General features: G+C 42.3%; 21 protein-coding genes, 2 tRNA genes and 1 pseudogene. All 24 read right to left on the bottom strand.

Features of this window, described 5'->3' with window-relative positions; translation table 11 throughout:
• Nucleotides 1–127: 127 nt before the first annotated feature.
• The 24 genes and pseudogenes from ftsH to ridA all read right to left on the bottom strand — a co-directional run bounded on the left by ftsH (nucleotide 128) and on the right by ridA (nucleotide 23905).
• Nucleotides 128–2029 carry an ATP-dependent zinc metalloprotease FtsH gene (gene ftsH, locus H7F25_RS18040; protein ID WP_024427186.1) on the bottom strand — a complete coding sequence of 634 codons (1902 nt, stop codon included), beginning with the start codon at nucleotides 2027–2029 and terminating at the stop codon, nucleotides 128–130.
• A gap of 95 nt (nucleotides 2030–2124) precedes the next feature.
• A complete protein-coding gene (hpt, locus tag H7F25_RS18035) occupies nucleotides 2125–2664 on the bottom strand; it encodes a hypoxanthine phosphoribosyltransferase (protein ID WP_008357399.1) in 540 nt (179 codons plus the stop codon).
• Nucleotides 2661–4083 (bottom strand): annotated as a pseudogene (gene tilS, locus H7F25_RS18030) (tRNA lysidine(34) synthetase TilS). The gene hpt and the pseudogene tilS overlap by 4 nt, the downstream one beginning before the upstream one ends.
• A 96-nt stretch (nucleotides 4084–4179) precedes the next feature.
• The gene (locus tag H7F25_RS18025) at nucleotides 4180–5175 is read right to left on the bottom strand and encodes a protein kinase domain-containing protein (RefSeq protein WP_122632224.1); all 996 of its coding nucleotides are present in this window, start codon (nucleotides 5173–5175) and stop codon (nucleotides 4180–4182) included.
• A complete protein-coding gene (locus H7F25_RS18020) occupies nucleotides 5159–5896 on the bottom strand; it encodes a vWA domain-containing protein (protein WP_034325063.1) in 738 nt (245 codons plus the stop codon). Before H7F25_RS18020 ends, H7F25_RS18025 begins: the two co-directional genes overlap by 17 nt.
• Before the next feature lie 76 nt (nucleotides 5897–5972).
• Nucleotides 5973–8456, bottom strand: a complete 2484-nt coding sequence (gene spoIIE / locus H7F25_RS18015; RefSeq protein WP_024425648.1) for a stage II sporulation protein E — start codon at nucleotides 8454–8456, stop codon at nucleotides 5973–5975.
• A 203-nt stretch (nucleotides 8457–8659) separates the two neighbouring features.
• A tRNA-Glu gene (locus H7F25_RS18010) sits at nucleotides 8660–8731 on the bottom strand.
• Nucleotides 8732–8756: 25 nt separating this feature from the next.
• A tRNA-Met gene (locus tag H7F25_RS18005) sits at nucleotides 8757–8830 on the bottom strand.
• 177 nt (nucleotides 8831–9007) lie between these two features.
• Entirely contained in the window at nucleotides 9008–9403 is a 396-nt protein-coding gene (locus tag H7F25_RS18000; RefSeq protein WP_008357409.1) for a S1 domain-containing RNA-binding protein, read from the bottom strand.
• An 82-nt stretch (nucleotides 9404–9485) separates the two neighbouring features.
• Nucleotides 9486–9860 carry an FtsB family cell division protein gene (locus H7F25_RS17995; RefSeq protein WP_024427190.1) on the bottom strand — a complete coding sequence of 125 codons (375 nt, stop codon included), beginning with the start codon at nucleotides 9858–9860 and terminating at the stop codon, nucleotides 9486–9488.
• A gap of 18 nt (nucleotides 9861–9878) precedes the next feature.
• Nucleotides 9879–10517: a spore cortex biosynthesis protein YabQ gene (gene yabQ, locus H7F25_RS17990; protein ID WP_024427191.1), complete on the bottom strand. Its 639-nt coding sequence runs from the start codon at nucleotides 10515–10517 to the stop codon at nucleotides 9879–9881.
• Nucleotides 10514–10822, bottom strand: coding sequence for a sporulation protein YabP (yabP, locus tag H7F25_RS17985; protein WP_024425646.1), 309 nt, complete (start codon nucleotides 10820–10822; stop codon nucleotides 10514–10516). The genes yabQ and yabP overlap by 4 nt, the downstream gene beginning before the upstream one ends.
• A 73-nt stretch (nucleotides 10823–10895) precedes the next feature.
• Nucleotides 10896–11156 carry an RNA-binding S4 domain-containing protein gene (locus H7F25_RS17980; protein ID WP_008341839.1) on the bottom strand — a complete coding sequence of 87 codons (261 nt, stop codon included), beginning with the start codon at nucleotides 11154–11156 and terminating at the stop codon, nucleotides 10896–10898.
• Nucleotides 11153–12637, bottom strand: a complete 1485-nt coding sequence (gene mazG, locus H7F25_RS17975; protein ID WP_185854031.1) for a bifunctional methyltransferase/pyrophosphohydrolase YabN — start codon at nucleotides 12635–12637, stop codon at nucleotides 11153–11155. Before mazG ends, H7F25_RS17980 begins: the two co-directional genes overlap by 4 nt.
• A complete protein-coding gene (locus H7F25_RS17970; RefSeq protein ID WP_185854030.1) occupies nucleotides 12627–14231 on the bottom strand; it encodes a putative polysaccharide biosynthesis protein in 1605 nt (534 codons plus the stop codon). The genes mazG and H7F25_RS17970 overlap by 11 nt, the downstream gene beginning before the upstream one ends.
• Before the next feature lie 190 nt (nucleotides 14232–14421).
• Complete coding sequence (gene spoVT / locus H7F25_RS17965) at nucleotides 14422–14958, bottom strand: stage V sporulation protein T (RefSeq protein WP_024427194.1); 537 nt, start codon at nucleotides 14956–14958, stop codon at nucleotides 14422–14424.
• Between the two features lie 139 nt (nucleotides 14959–15097).
• Nucleotides 15098–18631, bottom strand: coding sequence for a transcription-repair coupling factor (mfd, locus tag H7F25_RS17960; RefSeq protein ID WP_133744991.1), 3534 nt, complete (start codon nucleotides 18629–18631; stop codon nucleotides 15098–15100).
• Nucleotides 18632–18699: 68 nt separating this feature from the next.
• Nucleotides 18700–18930 (bottom strand): anti-sigma-F factor Fin, encoded by a 231-nt coding sequence (locus H7F25_RS17955; protein WP_003217967.1) that lies wholly within the window; start codon nucleotides 18928–18930, stop codon nucleotides 18700–18702.
• A 55-nt stretch (nucleotides 18931–18985) separates the two neighbouring features.
• Complete coding sequence (gene pth / locus H7F25_RS17950; RefSeq protein WP_024425643.1) at nucleotides 18986–19552, bottom strand: aminoacyl-tRNA hydrolase; 567 nt, start codon at nucleotides 19550–19552, stop codon at nucleotides 18986–18988.
• Between the two features lie 139 nt (nucleotides 19553–19691).
• On the bottom strand, nucleotides 19692–20318 hold the full coding sequence (locus H7F25_RS17945) for a 50S ribosomal protein L25/general stress protein Ctc (protein ID WP_073203444.1): 627 nt from the start codon (nucleotides 20316–20318) through the stop codon (nucleotides 19692–19694).
• Nucleotides 20319–20456: 138 nt separating this feature from the next.
• Entirely contained in the window at nucleotides 20457–21410 is a 954-nt protein-coding gene (locus tag H7F25_RS17940) for a ribose-phosphate diphosphokinase (RefSeq protein ID WP_024425641.1), read from the bottom strand.
• A 27-nt stretch (nucleotides 21411–21437) separates the two neighbouring features.
• Nucleotides 21438–22808, bottom strand: coding sequence for a bifunctional UDP-N-acetylglucosamine diphosphorylase/glucosamine-1-phosphate N-acetyltransferase GlmU (gene glmU / locus H7F25_RS17935; RefSeq protein WP_044334294.1), 1371 nt, complete (start codon nucleotides 22806–22808; stop codon nucleotides 21438–21440).
• 198 nt (nucleotides 22809–23006) lie between these two features.
• Nucleotides 23007–23303 (bottom strand): septation regulator SpoVG, encoded by a 297-nt coding sequence (gene spoVG / locus H7F25_RS17930; RefSeq protein ID WP_008357439.1) that lies wholly within the window; start codon nucleotides 23301–23303, stop codon nucleotides 23007–23009.
• A gap of 224 nt (nucleotides 23304–23527) precedes the next feature.
• Nucleotides 23528–23905, bottom strand: coding sequence for a 2-iminobutanoate/2-iminopropanoate deaminase (gene ridA / locus H7F25_RS17925; RefSeq protein ID WP_024425639.1), 378 nt, complete (start codon nucleotides 23903–23905; stop codon nucleotides 23528–23530).
• Nucleotides 23906–23939 lie beyond the last annotated feature (34 nt).

Below are 23939 nucleotides of genomic sequence, written 5' to 3'. Positions count from 1 at the left end.
CATTTTTCGACTTTCTATCATACCATACACGAATTGAGTTCCATTTGTAAACAATTCGAAACCGATCCATTCATGAATCGAAATAAAAAAAGCTACCGGTGATCCCGGCAGCTTTTACAGAAGGAGATTAGATCTCCTCATCTTCTTTTTTCTTGATGTTTACTTTCACATCATCGTTTTTCTCTTCGTCATCTGCGTATACACGCTCTGGAAGCTTTCCAGTTTCGTAAAGAGATTTAATTTGTTCAGCATCTAATGTTTCAACTTCTAGAAGGGCTTGTGCGATGATTTCTAGCTTATCTTTATTCTCAGTGAGAATTTGTTTCGCACGTTCGTAGCTCTCCTTAATGAAACGCTGAACTTCTTGGTCAATTTCGTAAGCGATTGCTTCACTGTAATTCGGCTCATTGTTGAAATCACGTCCAAGGAAGACTTGACCTCCTTGTGATTGACCGAATTGAAGCGGACCAAGTTTATCAGACATACCGAACTCTGTGACCATTCTTCTTGCAATGCCTGTTGCACGCTGGAAGTCGTTGTGAGCGCCTGTACTTACTTCACCAAACGTAATTTCCTCTGCAACACGACCGCCTAGCAAGCCGACAATCTTATCAAGAAGCTCTGGCTTCGTTTGGAAATAACGGTCTTCTCTTGGAAGCATGACCGCATATCCGCCTGCCTGACCACGAGGAACGATCGTTACTTTATGCACCATGTCCGCTTCGTCTAGGATAAGACCAATGACGGTATGACCTGCTTCATGGTAAGCCACGATATTACGTTCTTTCTTCGAAATGACACGGCTTTTCTTCGCCGGCCCAGCGATGACACGGTCAGTCGCTTCGTCAATATCACGCATATCGATTTTCTTTTTGTTATGACGGGCAGCAACAAGTGCTGCTTCGTTTAGTAAGTTCTCAAGATCTGCTCCAGAGAACCCTGGTGTTCTGCTTGCAATGGCTTTTAAGTTAACTGACTCGTCAAGCGGTTTGTTTTTCGCATGAACTTTCAGTACTTCTTCACGGCCAATAACATCTGGGCGGTCAACCGTAATTTGACGGTCAAAACGTCCCGGACGCAGCAATGCAGGGTCTAGAATATCTGCACGGTTTGTCGCAGCAATGATAATAATACCTTCGTTGGCACTAAAACCATCCATTTCAACAAGAAGCTGGTTAAGCGTTTGTTCACGCTCGTCATGACCACCGCCAAGACCGGCTCCACGCTGACGACCCACTGCATCAATCTCATCAATAAAGATTAAGCAAGGTGCATTCTTTTTCGCATTTTCGAATAAATCACGTACACGTGATGCACCGACACCGACGAACATCTCGACGAAGTCAGAACCACTGATGCTGAAGAAAGGAACGCCTGCTTCTCCTGCAGATGCTCTCGCAAGCAATGTTTTACCTGTACCTGGAGGCCCTACTAGTAAAACCCCTTTAGGGATTCTTGCGCCAAGCTCCGCAAATTTACGTGGGTCCTTCAGGAATTCAACCACTTCTACAAGCTCTTGCTTTTCTTCATCTGCACCGGCAACATCTTTAAATTTCACACGTTTCTTCTCTTCTGTGTAAAGCTTCGCCTTACTCTTACCGAAGTTCATGACTCGGCTTCCGCCGCCCTGAGCTTGGTTCAATAAGAAGAAGAACAAGATAAAGATGATGATAAACGGAATGATGGTTGTCAGAACTTGCAGCCATCCATTTGTTTCAGGTGCTGGTTCTACTTTTACATCTGTATTCTTCAGTGCACTGTAAATTTGGTCAACACCTTGACCATCTGGAACATGGGTAATGAAGTATTGATCTTTCTTCGCGCCATCTAATTGACCACGAATTTCATAAACCCCTCTTACAGGCTGAATGGAGATACTCTCCACTTTTCCCGCACTTAGATTTTGCGAAAATTTGCTGTAAGACATGTTCTCAGGCTTTTGATTTGGGGATCCTAACCAACTGACGACCCCTATCACAAGTAATAAAATAAGTATATAAAAAATCGTATTACGAAAAACCCGATTCATTCCTTACCTCCTCCCACAGTAAGCACAACTATGTTCAATAGTATCATAGAAAATCATTCCAACACAACCAATAACCTCATGTATACGTATGCTGATCAGCCTTCGTAAACAGATGGTTTTAACACTCCAATATACGGGAGGTTTCGGTAACGTTCAGCGAAATCCAATCCATAGCCGACAACAAATGCATCTGGTACTTCAAATCCAACATAATCTGCTTTGATGTCTGCTTTGCGGCCGCTTGGTTTATCAAGCAATGTCACAATTTTAATGGAATTTGCTTTACGGTATCGGAAAAGCTCTACCAGATAGCTCAAAGTTAACCCACTGTCGATGATATCTTCCATAATCAAAATATCTCTTCCTTCAACAGAAGTATCTAGATCCTTAATGATCTTTACTTCTCCAGAAGATACGGTAGACTTTCCGTAGCTAGATACATCCATAAAATCAAGTTCTAAATATGTATCAATGTGTTTGATCAGGTCTGCCATGAATGGAAGAGCCCCTTTCAAAACACCAATAGCCAGGGGAAATTTACCATCATAATCACTGGTTAATGTTGCACCCAGTTCCTTCACTTTTTGCTGGATCTCTTCTTCTGAGATCAAAATCTTTTCAATATCTTGTTTCATGCTTTTGCTTGCCCCCTACAAATTTTCGTGCTGTCTATATTGTAATACAATGAGATCGCTGTTTGTCATATCAATTTCTTCAAAAACGGATTTTTTCAGACCTGGGATCCAGATGATTTGATGATCCGAGTCAGTGACGATCGGCCAGCTGTCTCTTTCTGCAAGAGGCACTTTTTTATCAATAAATATATCCTTCACCTTTTTTGACCCATTCATCCCTTTAAGTTTGATTCGATCACCATTTTTTCGTGAGCGAATGATCAAAGGGAGATGAACATGATCTTTTTGAAGCAAGAAAAAATGGTTTCCGTTCCGTGCATCCTTCGGAACATGATTTGATACGGCAATAGACTGTCCATTTGGGAGAAAAAGCTCTTCTCCGAGCTCAACCTTTAAGTGAAGAGCATAAGACTGGTCTAATACATGCGATCGTTCAAAGGTAAACATACAGTGATCATAAGACTTGACAGCTTGTAAACCTTTTGGCAAATCTAATGATCCAGACGGTTGATCGGTATGAGATAACCAGTCTAAAGTCCCTAGAATATGCTGGTTCGAAAACGCTGATTGAGTGTTTTCATAAAGATAGTTTAATATTAGTTGAATGCCTCTTCTTTGTAAAGGCAAAGGCAGGTCAAGCAAAGGCTTCGTTTTAATCTCAATTTGCTTAGGCGATTGACTCGTTATCACTTGGTTCATTTGTTCCTTTGTTAAAGCCTGCAAGTATTGCTCATCCTCAGTCAGCATGTCACTTACAAACTGAAAGCTTTCATGTACATGAGGTGCCTCTTCTTTTAACACGGGAAGAATGTGTCTTCTTACCCGGTTTCTCAAGTAGTCATCCGTATGATTGCTTTGATCAATGACATAGGGTACATGTTCTTTTTCACAAGCTTTTAGTACGTCGTCCTTAGAGTATCCAATGAGCGGACGAATCAGCCACCCATTTTGAAAAGGACGTTTTGCTTGGATACCTGCGAGTCCTATACCAACAGTCCCTCTCGCAAGTCTCATCAACATTGTTTCTACTTGGTCGTCTCCATGATGTGCAAGCGCTATAAATTGAGCGTTGTATTGCGCCATCAATTGACGAAAGAAAGCATATCTGCACTCCCTTGCAGCTGCCTGTTTGTTTAAGCGGTTTTCTTTTGCATATTGGGTGACCTGTATGCGGGACGATTCAAAAGGGATCTCGTGCTCCTTACAGTAAGCCTCAACAAATGCCAAATCAGCAAAGGACTCTTCTCCTCTGAACATGTGATCTACATGGGCTGCAATCAGCTGATAGGAACCTTTGCGGCGCTTGTTAAGTTCATGCAGTAAGAGCATAGAATCCGGTCCGCCGGAAACCCCGACAATGACTGTCGTATTTTCAAGGTAAACATCATGTTTTTTCAAAAAAGATTCAATTCTATTCACAACTTCCTCCTCACAAAGAGCAGGTAATTTAAAGATATACATATCCTATCACTTTCAGTAGCTCCAAGCAAAGAAGAAGCCTGCTTTTTTACAGCTCTACAACAGGAACAAAACCACATATGCACAGTAAAGGGCGAGTACACTGCATACGATAAGAATGGTTTCAAAAAGCCCGCCTGATTTTTTACGTACTGACGTTCTTTTTGCTGCTGCAGCCCGCGATCGTGAAGTCACTTGTTGATTTTGATTAACAGCGGGTTTTGGCTGCTGCTTCTTTTGGCGCGATTTTCTTGATGCAATCAGTTGTCCTTCTTTCAGCATCGCACTTTTCATGTCTGCTGCTGATTGATATTTACCTTGTAGAGCAGCCTTTAACACCCTTTCATATCGCTTTAATAAAGGATGTCCTTCAATGGCTCGATAAAGCTGCTTTTCTGGTTCTGCTCCTTTTTTGAATTCTTTCTTATACGCACAGTTGACCATCACCATGGTCAGGGCAAATAAATCATAGGTTGGTTCAGCTTTTCTTGTGCCAAACCCCCAATAGCCTCGATCAAAAAACTCGGTATACTCCTTAATTGCCCTGCCCGCTTTAGTCGTTCCTCCCACATCAATGCACCGAATCGTTGCCGGGGGACCAGAAACAATGAGATTATCCGGCTTCAAGTCACCGAAAATCCAACCTTCCTGATGTAAATGAGCCAGACTGGATAAAAGCTGAATCATTAAAACCACAATCCACTCATCACCCTTTTGTTTCACAAATTCAAGCAGTAATGGGCCTCTGACATATTCCATCACATAAAAGGAGCGTTTTTGAGGCATACCGGGATAAATTGCATCATCCATATCATAAAAAGAAGGCCCCATGGTTTTCACAGGAGCCTTTGAAAAGGATTTTAATACATTGACTTCAGATGCAATGAGCATACTGTCATCACTCACTTTAAGGGCCGCTTGCCCATGTGGCGATTCGGCCAGATAGACAACACCGTTCGCCCCTTTTCCAAGCTCTTTTACAATACGGTAATGATGGTGGTGCCATTTCCCTTGAATCACCGTGCCTAACGGGATGTTAGAAGCCGAATTCATCATCATGCTCTTCCTTTGCTTCAAGCAGCCCTTTGCGTGAACGAACTGATTTGAAATGCTGAAGTGCTTCCCGAAGCGCTGGTCCCGTTGGGGTGATGCCTCCAGTGGTCAGTTTTGGGAAAATAGATGATAATGAATCGAATCGAGGCGTCCAATTCAACACAATTTCAGCATCTGAGTTTTTCCCGGGAAATACACACATCCCAAACTGATTTTCTCCAATTCTTGAATTTAAACTGATGGAAAGGTCGATAAGTGCCTCTTTGACGGTTGGCAGCTTCGGTTTCATACTTGCACTTGTATCAACAAGCACGAGTACTTGAAGGTGAACTGTTTCTCCTAACTCATCGACAACCTCCATTACTTCCCCGCGCTTATCAGGTGGAAGCTCTTCAATTTCAGTGTCTTTGCCGAGTATTTGCTGCAATTCTTTATTCACAACACCTTGCAGGGTTTGTGTCATCGCTTTTTTCGTGACCATTTGTACTGTTTGAGATAACTGCTGGACGTAGACAACTTGATGGATGCCTCCGCCTGCGAGAGCAATCCCCTCTACTTCCTTCATTGCTTCATGATCGTGTCTGTTTTCTTCCATAATGCCAATGACATTGACTGTAATCCCTTGTTCCTTTGCCAATGAGGCAATCGCAAGCGGATCTTCCCCGTGATTTGAGCAGCCATCTGTAATCAATAAGATTTGGTTGACGTGACCTTTTCGCATCTTCATTCCTCCTGGGATTGTAACTGAATGCTTATATCCCCATCATCGCCAGAAGAAATTCATATTATACGATATTTTAAGAAATCTCTTGTTTCTCAAGATAGAATGTACCGGTCGGAATGGAAGCCCATTTTGGTGTGTTGTGGTCGAGCCTGATGACAACAACTGTCATATCATCGTCAATTTGGCCTGCTCTTGTTCGAATGACCTCTTCCATTAATAAATCAGCAATTTCTTGGGGATCTTCTGTTTTAAAGCTTTTCATTTTCCGTTTCACCCACAGATCATGATTTTCAATATGCTTCGGCCCCTCAAAAATACCGTCACTCATCATAATCAATAGGTCTCCTGCCTTCATCTGTTCGCTCACAACCTCGACTTCAAATTCATCAATAATGCCAATCGGCAAGTTGCTTGCTTGTACCTTCATCACCTGATCACCCCGTTTAATAAAGCTGGGTGTTGAACCAATCTTGAGGAACTTACAGCTTGCATCCTGTAAATCAATGATCGATAAATCCAATGTTGAATAGATCTCGTCCGTCGTTCGTAAAGATAAAATACTATTAATGGTTTTAATCGCCACTTTTTCATTGATACCTGATGCCAATATTTTTTCTAACAGCTTAATCGTTTCATTGCTTTCAAAATGAGCACGTGCTCCGTTGCCCATTCCATCACTAATAGCTGCGGCATACTTGCCTGCTCCAAGCTCCATCATGCTGTAGCTGTCTCCAGATACCAGTCCTCCGCCTTTTGCTGCATGTGCCACGCCTGTAGCCACTCGGTATGATTTAGCAGAGCCAAATACAACGTGGCAATAGCCTGTTGGATGCTCTGCACACTGTTCTGCTTTGACTAAAATCTGTTCTTCTAAAATATCCGAAAGCATTGGCGCAATGATTTTTTCACATTCCCCATGCCCTTGGCAATATGGGATTCTCATTTCAATATCCACATTTCCCTGCTCCAAGCTATAGATTTCTACTTGCTGAATTTCAATGCCAAAGTGCTGAAGTGCTTCTATCATCTGCTCTTCCTGAATAAAATGCTGTTCTCTTTCTCGTTTTATTTCCCGGGAAAAATCCTCCATCACTTGTGAGACCCCCATCAGCTGTTCAGCCACAAGACGCCTGCTGTCTTGGACTTTTTTCTTCAGTGTCTGGTTGGCTTTATAGTATGCGATCTCCTCTTCGATCAATTCCTCAACATGTTTTGATTTTGAGCAGTGCTGACTAAATTTCTTTTTCAATTTTCGGTTATGCTCATACGTTTTTTCATCAGATTCATGCATAACTTGTTTCATTAGTTCATAGGTTGTATCAAAGTTCTGCACCCAGCATTTATTTTTCTTATAGCACGTTTGACAGGATCGTTCTGTGATCGTACTTAAAAAAAGATCTACATCCTCTTCCTGCTTCTTCTCTTCAGGAATGGATTCGTAAAATGTCGCAAAACTCTCAGACAGCGCATGAAATACATGAGAGAATTGATCTACCTTTTTTGCTGTCACGTCTCGTACCTTCCGAGCATATTGCTGCTGCTCTTGTACATGCTCTACCGTACCAGGAATGTATTTCGCTACCTTGGAAGTAACTGATTGCGGCGTGAGTAAAAAGAGCGCAACCGCTATAAGTGATTCATACAGTGTGGTCATGAGACCTGCTGACCCTTCCCCGTACAGTGAAATGAGTAAGGAACCCACAATTAAGCCGATGGCTGCCCCTGCTTTCTTCCCTTCTTTCAGCAATCCGCCTAATAAGCCTGAAAAGGCAAGAAGACTCATCTGATAAAGGTTTCCGATGTTAGCGAGACCGAGTATTAATCCTGTCACAACACCGACCGTACAACCAATACTGGCTCCGCCAATAAAGGCAAACGTCAGCACTACATAACGTGACAAAATATGCTCTGCCTGCATTCCTTGAAAAGTAATCCCAGCAAGACCAGTTAAAACTGAGGCAATTAAAATCATAAAACAAATAATTTCTTCGACCTTTAAAGAGTGTTTAATTTTCCTGACTGTAAAAATCGGCAGGCTTTGAAGGAAAATCAGAGTCAAAATGAAGGCAAGTCCTGCTTCGACACCCGCCATGACGTAATCATAACTTTGCACAGCACCTTGCTCTAAGTAAACAAACGCTCCCCGGGTGATCAGCATTGAGAGAACAATGACAACCGGCAATGTTTTCACTGGGTCTTTGATGATGAAAGAAACCACCTTTGACATAAGGAGAAACATGAGCAGCGACGCAAACACAAACAATGCATTTTGAGGTGATATCGTCATCGCCCCAGCGAGTAATGCTAGACAAGCAAGCATCGCCTTATCTCTTTTAATAAGCAGCATGGAGCCAAAGAAAGGCAGAGCAAACGGCATAATTTCAGATAATATAAAGGCTCGTCCTAATAAAAAGCCTAGAACAACATAAATAAACCCTTTATAGAAAAAAAGAGAATGCGTGTGATGAAGAAACAGGTTTTTCATCTTTTTTAGCCCCGCACTGATTCTTTCAAACCCCGCTCCTGTTAAATCAGTTCTTCTTTCTAGTTTTTCCATCTTCTCATCCCCCACCTGATATTCGTTGCTTGTCATTATAGCGAAGGTGAAAATGAAATTTTGTCAAAAGAAGTTGTCGTTTCCATAAAACGTTCGACGCTTTATTCGTCAAAGAGGCATACTTTCATGAAAGTCGATGTCTTTCATCAGAATTTTACGAAGGCACAAAAAAACAGCTTTCCTATAGAAAGCTGTTTCAAATATGACCCGTACGGGATTCGAACCCGTGTTACCGCCGTGAAAGGGCGGTGTCTTAACCGCTTGACCAACGGGCCTTGCTTTATGTTCTAGTTAAAAGGATAGCGGCGGAGGGGATCGAACCCCCGACCTCACGGGTATGAACCGTACGCTCTAGCCAGCTGAGCTACACCGCCATAATGAAAATGCGCTAAGAAGCACAAGAACTATAATACAAAGGATTCGCTTGTCCGTCAATAGAAAGTTTTAAATTAAATGACGAAATCTCCAAAAATGTCGGATGAATCATGAAAAAAAGCACCTGCTGAACAGCAGATGCTTTGTTGTGAAAATATATAGAAAGCAGCAACAAGTTAACCTCTTCTTGCTCCGCGCCCCCCACGTTTTGATTCCGTGTTACGTTTTAAAGATGTTAAGCGATCTTCGCTATCTTTTAAGAATTTGTTCATTTTTTGTTCAAACGATTCCTTCGGACGGAAATCATTTCTGCTTGGTCTTGATTGTTGTTGAGGACGATCTTTTGCTTTTTTAATGGACAAGCCGATTTTACCGTCTTTTTCAACGTTAATCACTTTCACTTCAACTTGTTCACCGACTTTTAAATGCTCATTAATATCTTTTACATAGTTATCGGCTACCTCACTGATATGAACGAGACCAGTTGAACCGCCTGGCAACTCCACAAAAGCTCCAAAATTTGTAATGCCCGTAACTTTCCCTTGTAACTTGCTGCCAACTTCAATCGACATAAAAAAAGTGCTCCTCCTTAGACTTATAAAAAAATCTCATTTGTTCAATTATACATAAACTGAATTTTAAGTGTCAACAAGGCTAATCGCTCTTATTGCCCACATCAAAGATTTTTTCGCCTTTTTTGGACATATAATAGTCCCGTCGTGCCAGTTCGAGTACGTATTCCTTGCTTTTCAGCTTCTTAATTTCATCAGAAATATCTTCCTGCTTTGTTTTTAATTGCTTCAACTCTTTTTCGAGCGCAACCTTCTTCTCTTCTTTTTCCTTTAGTGAAGACGATTGCGACCAGAGGGCACTTGTCACCAAGACAGCAAACATGAGCACGATTACACCAAACACGGTAAGCCTTCTAAGGAGTCCGCGACGTTTGCGTTTTAAGCGCTGTGCTTGCTGTTCCATTTGTTTTTGGTAATCATTTTGAATTTGTGCGATATTTCGTTTTCTCTTGTTCAAGATTGAAGGCCTCCTCTCTTACTTTGTCCAGAATTGTTTCCATTTCGTTTTGATGGTACCAGATAATTTCTTGGCCCCTTGTAAAATTCCTGCTCCTTTTGAGAAAAACAATCTCATTGAAGTTCGCCATTTTTCGGGAATCCGATGAATAATGGTCACATTGAGTAACCAGATGAGCGGATAACAAACAATCGACAGCACCTTCCACACGAGCCGAAACGTAAAACGAACTAGACGTAAGAGCGAGTGGAGCAAGAACAGAAAAGCACTTATGACCAATGTGATCATCCAGCGTATCGGCTGAAAGACAACCGACATGACCAGCCTTTTTAGGAAGAGAACGGTTTGATATACACACATCATGATAAACTTGAGAATCTTGAGATACAAATGTTTCATCAATGCCTGATACATCGAGAAACCTAGAGCAACGGCTAGAAAAATATAAAGCCTGAATTCTCCCTCATTTGTCAGCAGCAGGACGTAAAAGAATAAGAGACCCTGTACCATCCAAAAAAGGAGATCATGGATAGCCAAAAGCCATTTTGCTGTTTTTTCCCGGTTCACAAACAGCTTGTACGTATCAAGCGATGCGCCCAGCCAGATGCCCATCGCCGCCATGGAAAGCATCGTATAAAACTGGACTGTCAGCGTCATTTAAACAGCTTGCTAAAAAATCCTTTAGCTTTCTCCCCGTGCTGCTCATCCACATAGATTAAATCAAAGACACGCCCTTTGATCGACACAACGCCCTTTTCGACGTCTAGATTTTTCATTTGCAGATTTTCTCCGCGGATGGCGAGAATCCCCATGACCGTCTCCAGCAGAAATTCCTCACTATCAAAGCTTTCCACTTGTTTGACACCAGTAATATCTAAATGCTTTCTGTTTCGCATTGTGACATTGTGCTCCGCGTCTGATGACAGCTTCGTGCCTTGAGGTTGATTATAATATTGATTCATCTATACATCCCCCATATCTCATACTTGCATGTTACTGCATTGTATGTGATAAGAGGGTCATTTAGAACAAGCCCTATTCTGCTGTTTTTTCTTCTTTTAGCACAGTATACATGCCAGCCGCTTCTTCTTTTTTCGTCGTGTCCTTTAACTCGTTGACTTGAACAGTCACTAGTTTTTGACCAAAGCGGATTTGCAGCTCATCTCCTTCTTTCACGTCAGAGCTTGCCTTCGCCTGTGTTCCGTTAATAGATATCCTGCCTTGATCAGCTACTTCTTTTGCCAATGTTCTTCTTTTAATTAAACGGGACACTTTTAAAAATTTATCTAGTCTCATGTGTGTTCACCTCTTTCTATGCGTTTCGCATCGTTCCATAGATCGTCCATTTCCTCTAGCGTTAAGTCATCTAACGAACGGCCCAAGTCCTTTGCTTTTTGTTCGATATGCTGAAAGCGCCGTATAAATTTTGTGTTGGCAGAAGCGAGTGCCGTTTCAGGCTCTAGGTGATAGAACCTGCCAATATTGACGAGAACAAACAAAAGATCACCAAATTCATCTTTCATCTGCTTCGTTGCACCTTCGTCCGTCTTCTCTGCCACTTCAACGAGAAATTCCTGCTTTTCTTCTTCGTATTTGTTCCAAATATCTTGAACATTTGTCCAATCAAAGCCTACTTTGGCAGCTTTCTTTTGGAGCTTATATGCCTTTGTTAGTGCCGGAAGTGTCGCCGGAATCGATTGCAAAATAGAACCGGTCCGCTCTGGCTTCTCCTGCTGTTTGATTTTTTCCCAGTTGGCCACCACATCTGCTGCCTCAGAAACATTCGTGTCACCAAACACATGGGGGTGACGCCGAATCATTTTTTCTGTGACATGCTGAATGACGTCATCGATTGAGAAATAACCGTCATCTTCGCCAATTTGAGCGTGAAGCAGCACCTGCAGTAGCACATCGCCAAGCTCTTCCACCATATGATCTGGGTCATCTTCATCTATCGCTTCAAGCAGTTCATAGCATTCTTCAATTAAATATGGTTTGAGTGATTCATTGGTTTGTTTTTGATCCCATGGACAGCCGCCCGGACCTCTTAATGTACGTATGACGTCACGGAAGGTGTCAAATTGTTGATAAAGCATCTGTTCATCTTGAATTGGAGGAACATAAACACTCGTTAAGTTATTTATCGACACATCTCGATCAAGTTCAAATAAAGGAACGGCAGTAATCTGTTCCTGACTGCTTCCAGCTGCTGTCACAATATAAATTTCATAATCGTCAGGGAGCTTTTCCATCAGCGTGAGTTTCACATTCGAAGCTGTCATCTGATCATATACCTGACAAATCAGGACGTGCTGGGTTAATTTCAGATCATCCGCTCTCATATCCCCTGCATCAACGAATTGTAATCCCTCGATGGGGTCAATCTGCAAGGAGTTGAATGTCGCATCTAGAAAGCTTTGTCCACCAGCGACAGACACCTCAATCCCGCGCTCTTTCTGCCCGGCGACGAGCAGCTGTACGGTCTTTTCTGCCACAAATGGATGACCAGGTACAGCGTACACAATGTCTTTTTCCGCTGCCTCTGCAAATAATATTTCGGTAATTTCCTGATACACCTGATCAAACTGATCATGCTTTTCATAAATTTCATCAAAAAAGGTGAGAGATGGGACCTCCTGCATTAACTCTGCGGTAAGCGGATGATCCTGCGTTCTCATAAATACTTCTTTCGCCTGCTTCAGCTGCTTATATACACCGAGCGTCAGCTGATCCATGTCGCCTGCCCCGAGACCGACGACGGTAATCTTACCTGCCATTTTGATTCCCTCTCATCTGTTTAAAATATAAAATCTTTTCTCCTAATGGAATGAGTCTCCATTCCTCGTCCGTAAATACTTCTAGCTTAAGAATACTATATAAAAAGGCGAAACCACCAATAAAAACTGATGTCAGGCTCTCTAAAACGGAAAACGGGCGTTTTTCAAAGGGAATCACCCATGAAAACAGAGCCTGATATCCTATTAAGACCACAGCCATGAAGGCGGCTGATAAAAGAATTTTCACCGGGAACAGCTCTCTCAACGAAATCCATCCTTTATGCTTCAAATAAACGGCATTGAGAACGGCTGCTGTGAGAAAACCACATACAGTTGACCACGCGGCACCATGGATGCCAAATAACGGTACAAGCGCAATCGTTAGAATCCATTTCACCAGCACGCTGAGGACCACCACAACAGCAGGATATACAGTATGCCCGAGCCCTTGCAGTAAAGCCGCCTGCGTAATGGCAATCGACGTAAAGACGATCGATATACAAAATATTTGCAAGGCATCGGTGCCTAAATCATTACGAAAAAGCATTGTATTGACTGGTGCTAAAATACAAATCAGTCCAACCGCTGACCCTATCCCTAATACCGACGTGGTCTTAACCGATGAGCGAACTTTTTGCCGTATCGTTTCATGCTCTCCATTCCTCATGGCTGCAGATAAAAATGGCACAAGAGAGGTTCCGATGCTGATGGCAAACACCGTTCCGAGCTGTAAGAAAGGCTGGCCTCGGTCATATACACCTTTCGCCGCCTTTGCTGCCGCTTCACTGAGACCCTCGCTGCGCAGCAGCGCATACAGATGAAAAGCATCAATCATTTGCATCCATAAAATGAGCAAACCGCTGACACAAATCGTCAATGTATACAGCACCAAACTCTTCATAACATCTTTTTTTCGAAGTGTCGCCTGTTTGCCTGACATACTTGCAGCAGACTGCTTTCGATAGGTCAGCCAAAGGAAAAGAAGCAAAATGAGCGAGGCTGCACTTCCTGCGATAGAAGAGAACACCGCACCCGCCCCTGTTTCATAAAGCGAATAGCCGTGCCTCACGAAATAGAAGGATAAAACAAGCAGGACACCTACCCTGATGAGCTGCTCAACCAATTGAGAAACAGCTGTTGGAAGCATCAGACCGTCACTCTGAAAAACTCCCCTCAGCATCACAGTGAGCGGCAGAAATAGAAACACAAAAGCACTCATCTGGATGAGCAGAATTAATTGACTGTCTGCCATAAGACTCGCAATTGTGCCTGCTCCTATGTAAAGACAAAGAAATAAGACTAGGCTCAGTAAAGTGATATAGACCAAGGATACCCTTGTAATGATCCGGCGATTCTCTTCCCCATGCTCACTCAAAAGCTTGGACACCATGACAGGAAAACCTGTTGTACCAAGCATGATGGCAATGCCAAGGAAAGGATATACCTGCTGATAAATATAAAGCCCTGTGTCCCCTACGATGTTTTGAAACGGGACACGGTAAACAGCACTTAATATCTTTGATAACAAGCCTGCGATGGTCAAAATCACCGCACCCTGGAAAAGCCAATGCGGCTGATTCACAGCATTTTTCATGGATGACTCCTTTAAAATAAATCTACAGTTAAACGCACTCATTATATCATACGTGAATGAAAAGGCGTTTCTTTCTAAGGAATAGACGGCACATGTCTCGTTTTGTTTCATCCCATATAAAAAGCCGACAAAATCAAATGATTTCATCGGCATTCTTTCATTTTATCAAGATGATATAGAGTTATTAGACCTAATGTTCCATTTGACGGGCTAAGAAGCCAGCTGCCGTTTCTGCCGCTTTATGCTCCACTTCCCCCATTGAACGCTCTTTAGAAAATAAGACGACGGCGCCAATTGGATCTCCGTTCGCAACAATAGGTGCAATGGTATAAGCAGATACGTCATCATCAATACCATCGACAAGTTGAATTTCTTTTTTATTTTCTTCTAACACAGAATTACGCTGATCCATTGTTCGTTCAAGTAAATCACTGATGGATTTGTTCAAGTACTCTTTTTTCGAACTGCCGGATACAGCAATATACGTATCTCGATCACAGATCAGGATGGAATGACCCAAACTGTCGAATAATGCATCAGCATATTCCTTCGCAAAGTCTCCTAGCTCACTAATCGGCGAATACTTCTTCAAAATCACTTCTCCATCGCGGTCGACGAAAATCTCAAGCGGATCTCCTTCCCGGATGCGCAATGTTCTGCGAATCTCCTTCGGAATAACCACTCTACCTAAATCATCGATGCGGCGTACAATTCCAGTTGCTTTCATTCACTGCTGCCTCTCTTTCGTTTGATGATGTGTTGGGTGAATGGAACAAAAGCGTCCACTTTATGCAACATTCACCACTTGACCCTGAGTTTAGTATCCGTCACATCAAACGTAATATACACGAGAGACAAACAAAATTTTATGAAGATGGAATGGTTTCTTTTTTCACATCTTGAAGGCCTCGAAGCATGTTAAGAACAACCTCAAGCCATTCCTCGGTCTTCTTGCCTTTCGTTTGGACAGAAATAATCAGCTTGCTGCCTTCCATTCCTAACCCGATTTCACGTCCATATTTACTGCCGAGCTCAAATAATTTTTGACCGTCGATTTCACTGCTTGCTTTCTCATCAAGAGTCATTCTGACAATGCCTTTCTCCATCTTGATCAGCTCGACACGTTCCTGGACAGCGTACACCTTCATTGTCGCAATCGTAAACAAGTCAGCCACTTCTTGCGGATATTCACCAAATCGGTCAATCATTTCATCCTGAAGCTCTTTTCTCTCTTCAATCGATCCAATTGCTCTGAACTGTTTATACATTTCAATTTTTTGCTTGCCATCCGAAATATAAGTGTCTGGGATGTAAGCATCAATTTGCAGATCAATTTCTGGCTCGAACTTATCTTGAGCCGTTGTATCGCCTCTTCTTTCCTCAATGGCTTCTTTCAGCATTTGAGAATAGAGGTCGAATCCAACCGAATCAATGAAGCCATGCTGCTGAGCACCAAGTAAGTTCCCTGCTCCTCGAATTGTTAAATCACGCATCGCAATTTTAAACCCAGATCCGAGCTCTGTGAATTCTTTAATGGCTTGAAGTCTTTTCTCCGCAACTTCAGAAAGAACTTTATCTTTTCGATACGTGAAATAAGCATAAGCGACACGGTTCGAACGCCCGACTCGTCCTCTTAGCTGGTACAGCTGAGAAAGCCCCATTTTATCGGCATCGTGGACGATGAGTGTGTTCACATTTGGAATATCGACTCCCGTTTCAATGATGGTGGTACTGACCAATACATCTGATTCACCTTCAAGGAAATTGATCATCACTGATTCCAGCTCGTTCTCACTCATTTTCCCGTGCGCATAACTGACTTTTGCGTCTGGGACTAGCATGGAGATTTCATCTGCTTTTCGTTCAATATCCTCAACACGGTTGTAAAGGAAGTACACTTGACCGCCGCGTGCTAATTCTCGCTCAATCGCTTCTCTGACTAAAGCTCCATTGTACTCGACCACATAGGTTTGAACAGGGAATCGGTTTTCAGGCGGTGTTTCAATAACCGATAAATCCCGCACGCCAAGCATGGACATATGAAGCGTACGGGGAATTGGCGTAGCCGTTAATGTCAGTACGTCGATATTGGCTTTCATCTGTTTAATTTTCTCTTTATGCGTCACACCAAAACGCTGTTCCTCATCTATGATTAACAGTCCTAAATCCTTGTAGACGATGTCTTTTGAAAGAAGACGGTGTGTGCCGATGACCATATCAATCGTTCCGTTTTTCAGCCCTTTTAACGTTTCAGTTGTTTCTTTTCTTGTACGGAAACGGCTCAGCTGCGCAATTTTGACAGGGTAGTCTTGGAATCGGTCCATGATTGTGTCAAAATGCTGCTGCGCTAAGATGGTTGTCGGAACTAGCAGGGCTACCTGCTTCCCGTCAGCAATGGCTTTGAAGGCCGCTCGAATGGCCACCTCCGTTTTTCCGTAACCCACATCTCCACAAAGCAGACGGTCCATTGGACGCTCCCGCTCCATATCCTGTTTAATTTCGTGAATCGAACGGATTTGATCATCTGTTTCCTGGTAAGGGAACGCAGATTCAAACTGGCGCTGCATCTCATGGTCAGGCGAGAAGGCATACCCTTTGCTTGCCTCACGTTCTGCGTACAGCTTAATCAGATCATCTGCGATATCCTGTACAGATGTTTCAACTTTTTTCTTCACGCGTTTCCAATCGCTGCCGCCCAGTTTGTACAGCTTTGGTTCTTTACCTTCTGATCCTACATATTTCTGCACCTGATCAATTTGTTCAACCGGTACATAAAGCTTGTCGCTTCCTTGATAATGAATATTTAAATAATCTTTATGAATGCCGCCGATTTCAAGCGTTTCAATTCCTAAATATTTACCGATCCCGTGGTTAATGTGCACCACATAATCGCCGACTTGAAGCTCTGAATAGCTCTTGATCCGCTCTGCATTGGTCAGCTTTTGCTTACGCGCCTGTTTTTTCACACGTTTCTTGAAGAGTTCACCTTCTGTGATCACAGCAATTTTTGATAACGGCAGTTCAAAGCCTGTTTGCAGCTCACCTTGTAAAATATACACCTGTCCGCTCACAAGCTCAGCGTCCGGTTTAGCAAGAGCGGCTTCAATGTCATAATCATGCAGAACAGACGACAGCTTTTCTGTCCGCTCTTCATCCGCACCTAAGAAGACAACCGTGTATTGCTGTTTTTTATAGCGTTCAATTTCACTCGCCAGCACATTCATCTGTCCGTGGAAATTCTGCATTTGCTTACTAGATACATTGACGATATTTTGCGGATTTGTCTGCTGGACATGTCTCAGGAACAAAGAGTAGTACAGAATGGATCTCGATTGCTGATTGATCAGTTCTTGGAACGGGAAAGATAGAGATAAATCATGAAGAATATTGCCTTCTTCAAGCAGACTAATTGTCCAATCGGCTTCTTCCTGTTCAAGCTGTTCTTCCATCTCCTGAATTCTGCTGATTTCATCTAAAATAATAATCGTATCCTGCGATGTGTAATCTAGCAAACTAGCAGGCTTTTCATAGAAATAGGACAGGTACTTCGTCATTTCCTGTGTCACGATGCCTTCTAGCAGCTTCTCGCGATCAGCAGATATATTTTGATGAAGCAGTTCTTTTTGCTGATCTGAGTTGAATTTCTTTAAGCTCTTCGCCAGCCCTTGATCAAGCTGTTCAATGGCTCTCACTCGTTCCGGACCTCTCACAATTAACTCTTTTGCAGGACCTATTTTGATTTCTTGAAGGGTTTCTAATGAACGCTGTGTATCTGAATGAAACGTTCGAATCGAGTCTACTTCTGTATCAAACAGTTCAATACGGATTGGATGATCTTCCGTTAACGCATAGATGTCGATGATTCCTCCGCGCACACTAAAGTCTCCGGGCGCAGCAACCATTGACGTCCGGTCATAACCAATTTGTACGAGCTGTTTTGAAAACGCCTCCAAATCAATTTCTTCACCGATCTTTAAATGGACCTGACTCTCCTTCCAGAGCTCAACTGGCGGAAGCATCCTGCGCACCGCAGCAGCGGGAGTGACGATAATGGGGTTTTCTCCATTCGCAAGTCGATTCAAGACATCCAAACGCTGTGCTCTCAGTTCAGGACTGGCCACTGCAATTTCTGAAGCGATGAGTTCATTGACAGGATAAAGAAGGACCGAGCGATCCGGCATCACACTTGCTAGATCATCTGTTACCTTCTGCGCCTGATATAAATTGTGAGTCACAATAAACATTGGCCGCTTCAGTTCGTCTGATATCGCGGCTGTAAATAAAGATCTGACGGAGCCTGATAGTCCGGCAAGCAGCTGTTCTTTTAACCCTTCCTTTAGCCCATTAAAAATGGACTGAAAATCATCACTTTGTTTGATAAATGATTGTATGTTTTTCATTTGGCTCCTCCTCCCTGTTTGTTTAAAACAGAAAAACGCTTTGGTCTAATATCTACACCAAAGCTTTTTTATTGAATAAAAGTATGATACTGATGGTAATCAGGATTTCTTTCGAGCGCCTCTTGGCAATCCTCACAAATGGTTTGTACATGTAAATCACCATTTTCCCTATAAGAAATCATATCGTTTCTTTCCTCATTTGTTAAGTGATGAAATCCAAGTGCTTCACTTTGGACAGCGGATTCATCTAGACTGCCAACCTTTACACCACAGTGGCGGCAGTAATAATGCAAAGCCATACGTGATCCTCCCATGCTGAGATTTTATGATCAGTATGTGCTTCGCTTATCATTCTTATACCTTCTTGTTAAAATCATTCATCACTTCTAAAAATGGCTTTTTTAAAGCCGCTTCACAAGCCTCGACAGACGATTGAATGGCTGATGCGATGTCAGGCTGTTCTTCTTCTGAGAAACGCCCTAGTACGTAATCAACGACCTTCATGCCGTTTTGAGGACGTCCAATGCCGATACGGAATCGGTCAAATTCAGGTGAACCTAAATGCTGAATCAATGATTTGATTCCATTATGCCCGCCTGCACTTCCTTTTGTACGTAAGCGAATCCGGCCAGTTGGCAAATCAAGATCATCATAAATCACTTTCAAATGTTCGAGGGGAATATCGTAATAGTCCATCAGCGGACGCACACATTCTCCTGATAAGTTCATATATGTAAGCGGCTTTACAAGTAGAACCTTTTGCCCCGAAACAAACCCAGTTCCAAATTGTCCGTGGAATTTTGATTGATTTAAAGGAATGTCCCATTTTTTCGATAATTCATCTATTGTCATAAACCCGACATTATGTCTTGTTTTTTCATATTCTTTTCCTGGATTGCCTAATCCAACGAATGCAATCATGAAACCAATAACCTCCTTTGTCACACAGCACACGCCTAAAAAATGAGCCAATCAGATTGCCTCATGTAAAAACGTATGAATTCTTTCATTCTAGCACAAAAGACGCAACCGCGGGAGGGTTACGTCTTTAAATGACCAGTTATTCTCCATCGTCATCCTTTTCTTTAATGGCCTCAGGCTCTTGCGGGTCTTCTTCGCTATCCGGCTCAGGAACCTCTGATTGCTGAGGCGGCAGAATGGAAGCAACGACTTCTTCTGGATCGTTATTGATTTGATAAGATGACTGAACAGGCAGATCAGCAACTGTTAAGACATCATTGACTTCTAAGTTTGTAATATCAGCTTCAATATTCTGCGGGATATCTTTTGGTTTCGCTGTAACAGATAGTTCAAATAGTGGCTGCTGAAGCACACCGCCATCTTTTACCCCTTTAGACTCGCCAATCAGCTGTATTGGCACATCTGCCTCAATTTCACGCTGTAAGTCAACGACTTGGAAATCAGCATGGACAAGCTCGTTTTTCAACGGATCTGTTTGTAATTCTGTCACCATCACAGATTTCGTTTCACCACCCACATCTAAGGTGATAATTGTATTCTTCCCTTCATCACGTAAGGTCTTTAATAAATCGATGCTGTCTAATGAAACAGCCAGGCTGTCTGTATTTTTTCCGTATATGACACCAGGAACGTGTCCTGAATGACGGATTTTTTGCAGTGTGGAACGTTTGAAATCAGTTCTTTTATTTGCTTTTAAAGTTGCCATATTCAGCACCATCCTATTTCTTTTTTGTCACTACTCTCATAATTACCCATAACCGAATCATTTTAAACCTATTTGCCGTGAATGATGATAGCAAAAAGACCCCAAGCTTGATGCCTAGGGCCTTTTTTAATCAGAAAATTAGCTGAAAAGGTAGCTCACAGATTCTTCTTCATGTACACGGATGATGGCTTCTGCAAGCAAAGGCCCAACCGAAAGCGGAATGAATTTTCCAACTTTCTTGTCATCAGTTAATTGAATACTGTTTGTCACAACCAATTCTTTAATTTTAGAGTTTGTGATACGTTCTACTGCTGGTCCAGACAATACTGGGTGCGTACAACAAGCATATACTTCAGCTGCTCCATTTTCGACTAGCGCATTTGCTGCAAGTGTAATAGTACCAGCTGTATCAATGATATCATCGATCAGAATCGCCGTTTTGCCTTCAATGTTACCAATAATGTTCATGACTTCAGCAACGTTTGGCTTTGGACGGCGTTTGTCGATAATTGCGATTGGCGCTTTCAGGCGGTCTGCCATTTTACGCGCACGTGTCACACCACCGTGGTCAGGAGACACAACAACGATATCATTCAAGTTCTTCTGTTCGAAATAGTTTGTTAAGATTGGCACAGCCATTAAGTTATCGATTGGAATATCGAAGAAACCTTGGATTTGCGGCGCATGAAGATCAAGCGCAATCACACGTGTAGCACCTGCTGTTTCAAGCAAGTTCGCAAAAAGCTTCGCAGTGATTGGCTCACGAGGTTTTGCCTTACGATCTTGACGTGCATATCCGTAATAAGGGATCACAATATTGACAGTTTTCGCTGAAGCGCGTTTTAGCGCATCCACCATAATGAGCAGTTCCATAATATGCTCATTGACTGGCGCACTTGTTGATTGAATGACATAACAATCACAGCCGCGGATACTTTCTTCAATATTGATTTGGACTTCACCGTCACTAAAACGTTTAACAGAGCTCTTTCCTACATCAACTCCGATACGATCGGCAATTTCTTTGGCAAGTTCAGGGTTTGAATTCAAAGAGAATATCTTTAAATTCGCATCAGCATAACGATTAGACATGGTATGGTAAACCTCCGGGTATTTGGATTATTTTTTATGAATATTTTTCACATAATCTTCTTTATTGACTTGTCTTGCTCTAGCAATAGACAATGCATCCTGCGGTACATCTTCTGTAACCGTTGAACCGGCTGCAACATATGCCCCTTTTCCGACAGTGACTGGTGCAACTAGATTTGAATTACAGCCAATAAATGCGCCGTCTTCAATCTTCGTTAAGAATTTGTTTTTCCCATCATAGTTGACTGTAATGGAACCACAGCCAAGGTTTACATCAGTTCCGACCTCTGCGTCTCCAATGTAGCTTAGATGAGATGCTTTGCTGCGGTCTCCGAAAACTGTTTTCTTGATTTCGACAAAATTCCCGATTTTTACTTCATCGCCAATTTTCGACAACGGGCGAATATGAGCAAACGGTCCAATTGTCACATCAACTCCAACCTCACTATCGCAGACGACAGATTGCTTAATGACTGTTCGATCTCCGATGATGCTGTCAACAACTTCAGTGTTTGGCCCAATAGTGGCGTCTGCACCGATTTTTACATTCCCTTTGATGACCGTCCCAGGATAAATAACTGTATCTTCACCGATGACAGCATCTGGCGAAATATACGTGTTCTCAGGATCAATCAAGGTCACACCATTCTTCATATGCTGATGATTAATACGTCGCTTCATGAATTGCTCTGCTTGTGATAGAGCGATACGGTCATTAACTCCAAGTGTTTCTTCAAAATGCGGTGTTTGATAAGCTGCAACTGTTTGCCCTTCATTTTTTAGAATTTCAATAACGTCTGGCAAGTAGTATTCACCCTGTGCATTTTCATTCGACACTTGCTCAATCACACGGAAGAGATCTTCATTTGAAAAGCAATAAGTCCCTGTATTAATTTCATTCACTTGACGCTCTGCATCGTTCGCATCTTTATGCTCCACAATTTTCACGACAGCACCTGTTTCGTCACGAATAATACGGCCATAGCCTGTCGGATCATCCGCATGTGCTGTTAAAATAGTGACTTTCGCTTGATGTTTTTGATGCTCGCTTAACATGGCTTCCATTGTTTCCGCTGTCAATAATGGCGTATCACCACAAATGACAATGGTTGTTCCCTTTTCCTGCGCGAGGAACGACTTTGCTTGTTTGACGGCATGGGCTGTTCCCAGCTGTTCTTCTTGAAGTGCATACTCACTTCTGTCTCCAAGCTGCTCTTTCACGTCCTCTGCACCATGACCGACAATCGTCACTAGCTTGGCTAAAGAAAGCTTTAACGCTTCATCTGCCACATGCTCGACCATTGGCTTTCCGCAAACTGGATGAAGTACTTTATATAGCTTTGACTTCATTCTCGTTCCTTTTCCCGCTGCTAAAATCACTGCGAACCGCTTATCCATTGATTGGCCTCCAATATCCCTATTATCCATAGAAAAATATATCCTAAATAAAGACTGATTTCAAGGATACATAAGGAAGTACAATAATTTTCTAACAAATGAAAGACTTAAGAAACAAGAGAAAGAACGCAAAAAAGACAGCATTTAAAAGAAAACATTCATTTTCTCTTAAAGCCGCCTTTTTAGGTTCACATATGATTAAGAAGCTCCAGCTTCTTCATATTCAATTGTTTCTTCCTCTTCGCCTAAGCGATGATATTCATTTAATACAGCATCTTGGATTTTACCCCGAGTGCTTGAATTAATTGGATGTGCAATATCGCGAAACTCTCCATCAGGCGTGCGTTTGCTAGGCATTGCTACAAACAACCCATTGTTTCCATCAATCACACGAATATCATGAACAACAAATTCGTGGTCCAGCGTGATGGATGCAATCGCCCTCATGCGACCATCGGTATTCACGCGGCGTAATCTTACGTCAGTAACTTCCACAGTAGTTCACCACCTTTTCCCAATATAAAAGCATTACTTAGGTATTCAACGATCGTGGTGATTCTCCTGCTCTTTTTTTAAACTTTTTTTGAAATATCGGGATATTTATACATTATTTGTCATATTCGTGACGGCGCTTACATTCTCAGCATAAAAAAAGACATCATGATGATGTCTTTCCCTGCATATGATGAAACCAAACGGCTTTCATTGAGAGTGCCTGTTTATTTTACTAATGCAACTACTTCTATTTCTACAAGCGCATCCTTTGGAAGTCTTGCCACTTCCACGCATGAACGAGCTGGTTTATGTGTATGGAAATACTCACCGTACACTTCATTCACTTCAGCGAATTGTTCCATATCTTTAATGAAAACAGTTGCTTTCACGACTGTTTCAAAGGAAGCACCTGCTGCTTCAAGTACAGCCTCAAGATTACGGAATACTTGATGTGTTTGTTCTTTAATATCTCCATTTACAAAATCTCCAGCTGGGGTTAATGGAATTTGCCCTGAGCTGTAAAACATGTTATTGACAATAATTCCTTGAGAGTAAGGTCCAATGGCTGCTGGTGCATGTTTGGTTTGAACAACTTTTGTCATATTAATCTCTCCCATTCAAATACATGTTTAATCA

Origin of the sequence: Bacillus sp. PAMC28571 (assembly GCF_014250435.1) — a bacterium.
Lineage (GTDB): Bacteria > Bacillota > Bacilli > Bacillales > Bacillaceae > Bacillus > Bacillus safensis.
The sequence above is the reverse complement of the archived record's forward strand: the minus strand, read 5'-3'. Positions and strand labels throughout refer to the sequence as shown.

Bases quoted from the DNA above. Each gene is read 5' to 3' on its own strand.
- pth (WP_024425643.1), bottom strand. From the start codon at position 19,552: ATGATTGCATTCGTTGGATTAGGCAATCCAGGAAAAGAATATGAAAAA.
- spoIIE (WP_024425648.1), bottom strand. From the start codon at position 8,456: ATGGAAAAACTAGAAAGAAGAACTGATTTAACAGGAGCGGGGTTTGAA.
- mfd (WP_133744991.1), bottom strand. From the start codon at position 18,631: ATGAAAAACATACAATCATTTATCAAACAAAGTGATGATTTTCAGTCC.
- yabP (WP_024425646.1), bottom strand. From the start codon at position 10,822: ATGAATCAATATTATAATCAACCTCAAGGCACGAAGCTGTCATCAGAC.
- spoVT (WP_024427194.1), bottom strand. From the start codon at position 14,958: ATGAAAGCAACTGGAATTGTACGCCGCATCGATGATTTAGGTAGAGTG.
- ridA (WP_024425639.1), bottom strand. From the start codon at position 23,905: ATGACAAAAGTTGTTCAAACCAAACATGCACCAGCAGCCATTGGACCT.
- mazG (WP_185854031.1), bottom strand. From the start codon at position 12,637: ATGGCAGGTAAGATTACCGTCGTCGGTCTCGGGGCAGGCGACATGGAT.
- H7F25_RS18025 (WP_122632224.1), bottom strand. From the start codon at position 5,175: ATGAATTCGGCTTCTAACATCCCGTTAGGCACGGTGATTCAAGGGAAA.
- H7F25_RS17945 (WP_073203444.1), bottom strand. From the start codon at position 20,318: ATGGCAACTTTAAAAGCAAATAAAAGAACTGATTTCAAACGTTCCACA.
- glmU (WP_044334294.1), bottom strand. From the start codon at position 22,808: ATGGATAAGCGGTTCGCAGTGATTTTAGCAGCGGGAAAAGGAACGAGA.
- H7F25_RS18000 (WP_008357409.1), bottom strand. From the start codon at position 9,403: ATGTCGATTGAAGTTGGCAGCAAGTTACAAGGGAAAGTTACGGGCATT.
- yabQ (WP_024427191.1), bottom strand. From the start codon at position 10,517: ATGACGCTGACAGTCCAGTTTTATACGATGCTTTCCATGGCGGCGATG.
- H7F25_RS18020 (WP_034325063.1), bottom strand. From the start codon at position 5,896: ATGCGAAAAGGTCACGTCAACCAAATCTTATTGATTACAGATGGCTGC.
- H7F25_RS17970 (WP_185854030.1), bottom strand. From the start codon at position 14,231: ATGAAAAATGCTGTGAATCAGCCGCATTGGCTTTTCCAGGGTGCGGTG.
- ftsH (WP_024427186.1), bottom strand. From the start codon at position 2,029: ATGAATCGGGTTTTTCGTAATACGATTTTTTATATACTTATTTTATTA.
- H7F25_RS17955 (WP_003217967.1), bottom strand. From the start codon at position 18,930: ATGGCTTTGCATTATTACTGCCGCCACTGTGGTGTAAAGGTTGGCAGT.
- H7F25_RS17980 (WP_008341839.1), bottom strand. From the start codon at position 11,156: ATGAGACTAGATAAATTTTTAAAAGTGTCCCGTTTAATTAAAAGAAGA.
- hpt (WP_008357399.1), bottom strand. From the start codon at position 2,664: ATGAAACAAGATATTGAAAAGATTTTGATCTCAGAAGAAGAGATCCAG.
- H7F25_RS17940 (WP_024425641.1), bottom strand. From the start codon at position 21,410: ATGTCTAATCGTTATGCTGATGCGAATTTAAAGATATTCTCTTTGAAT.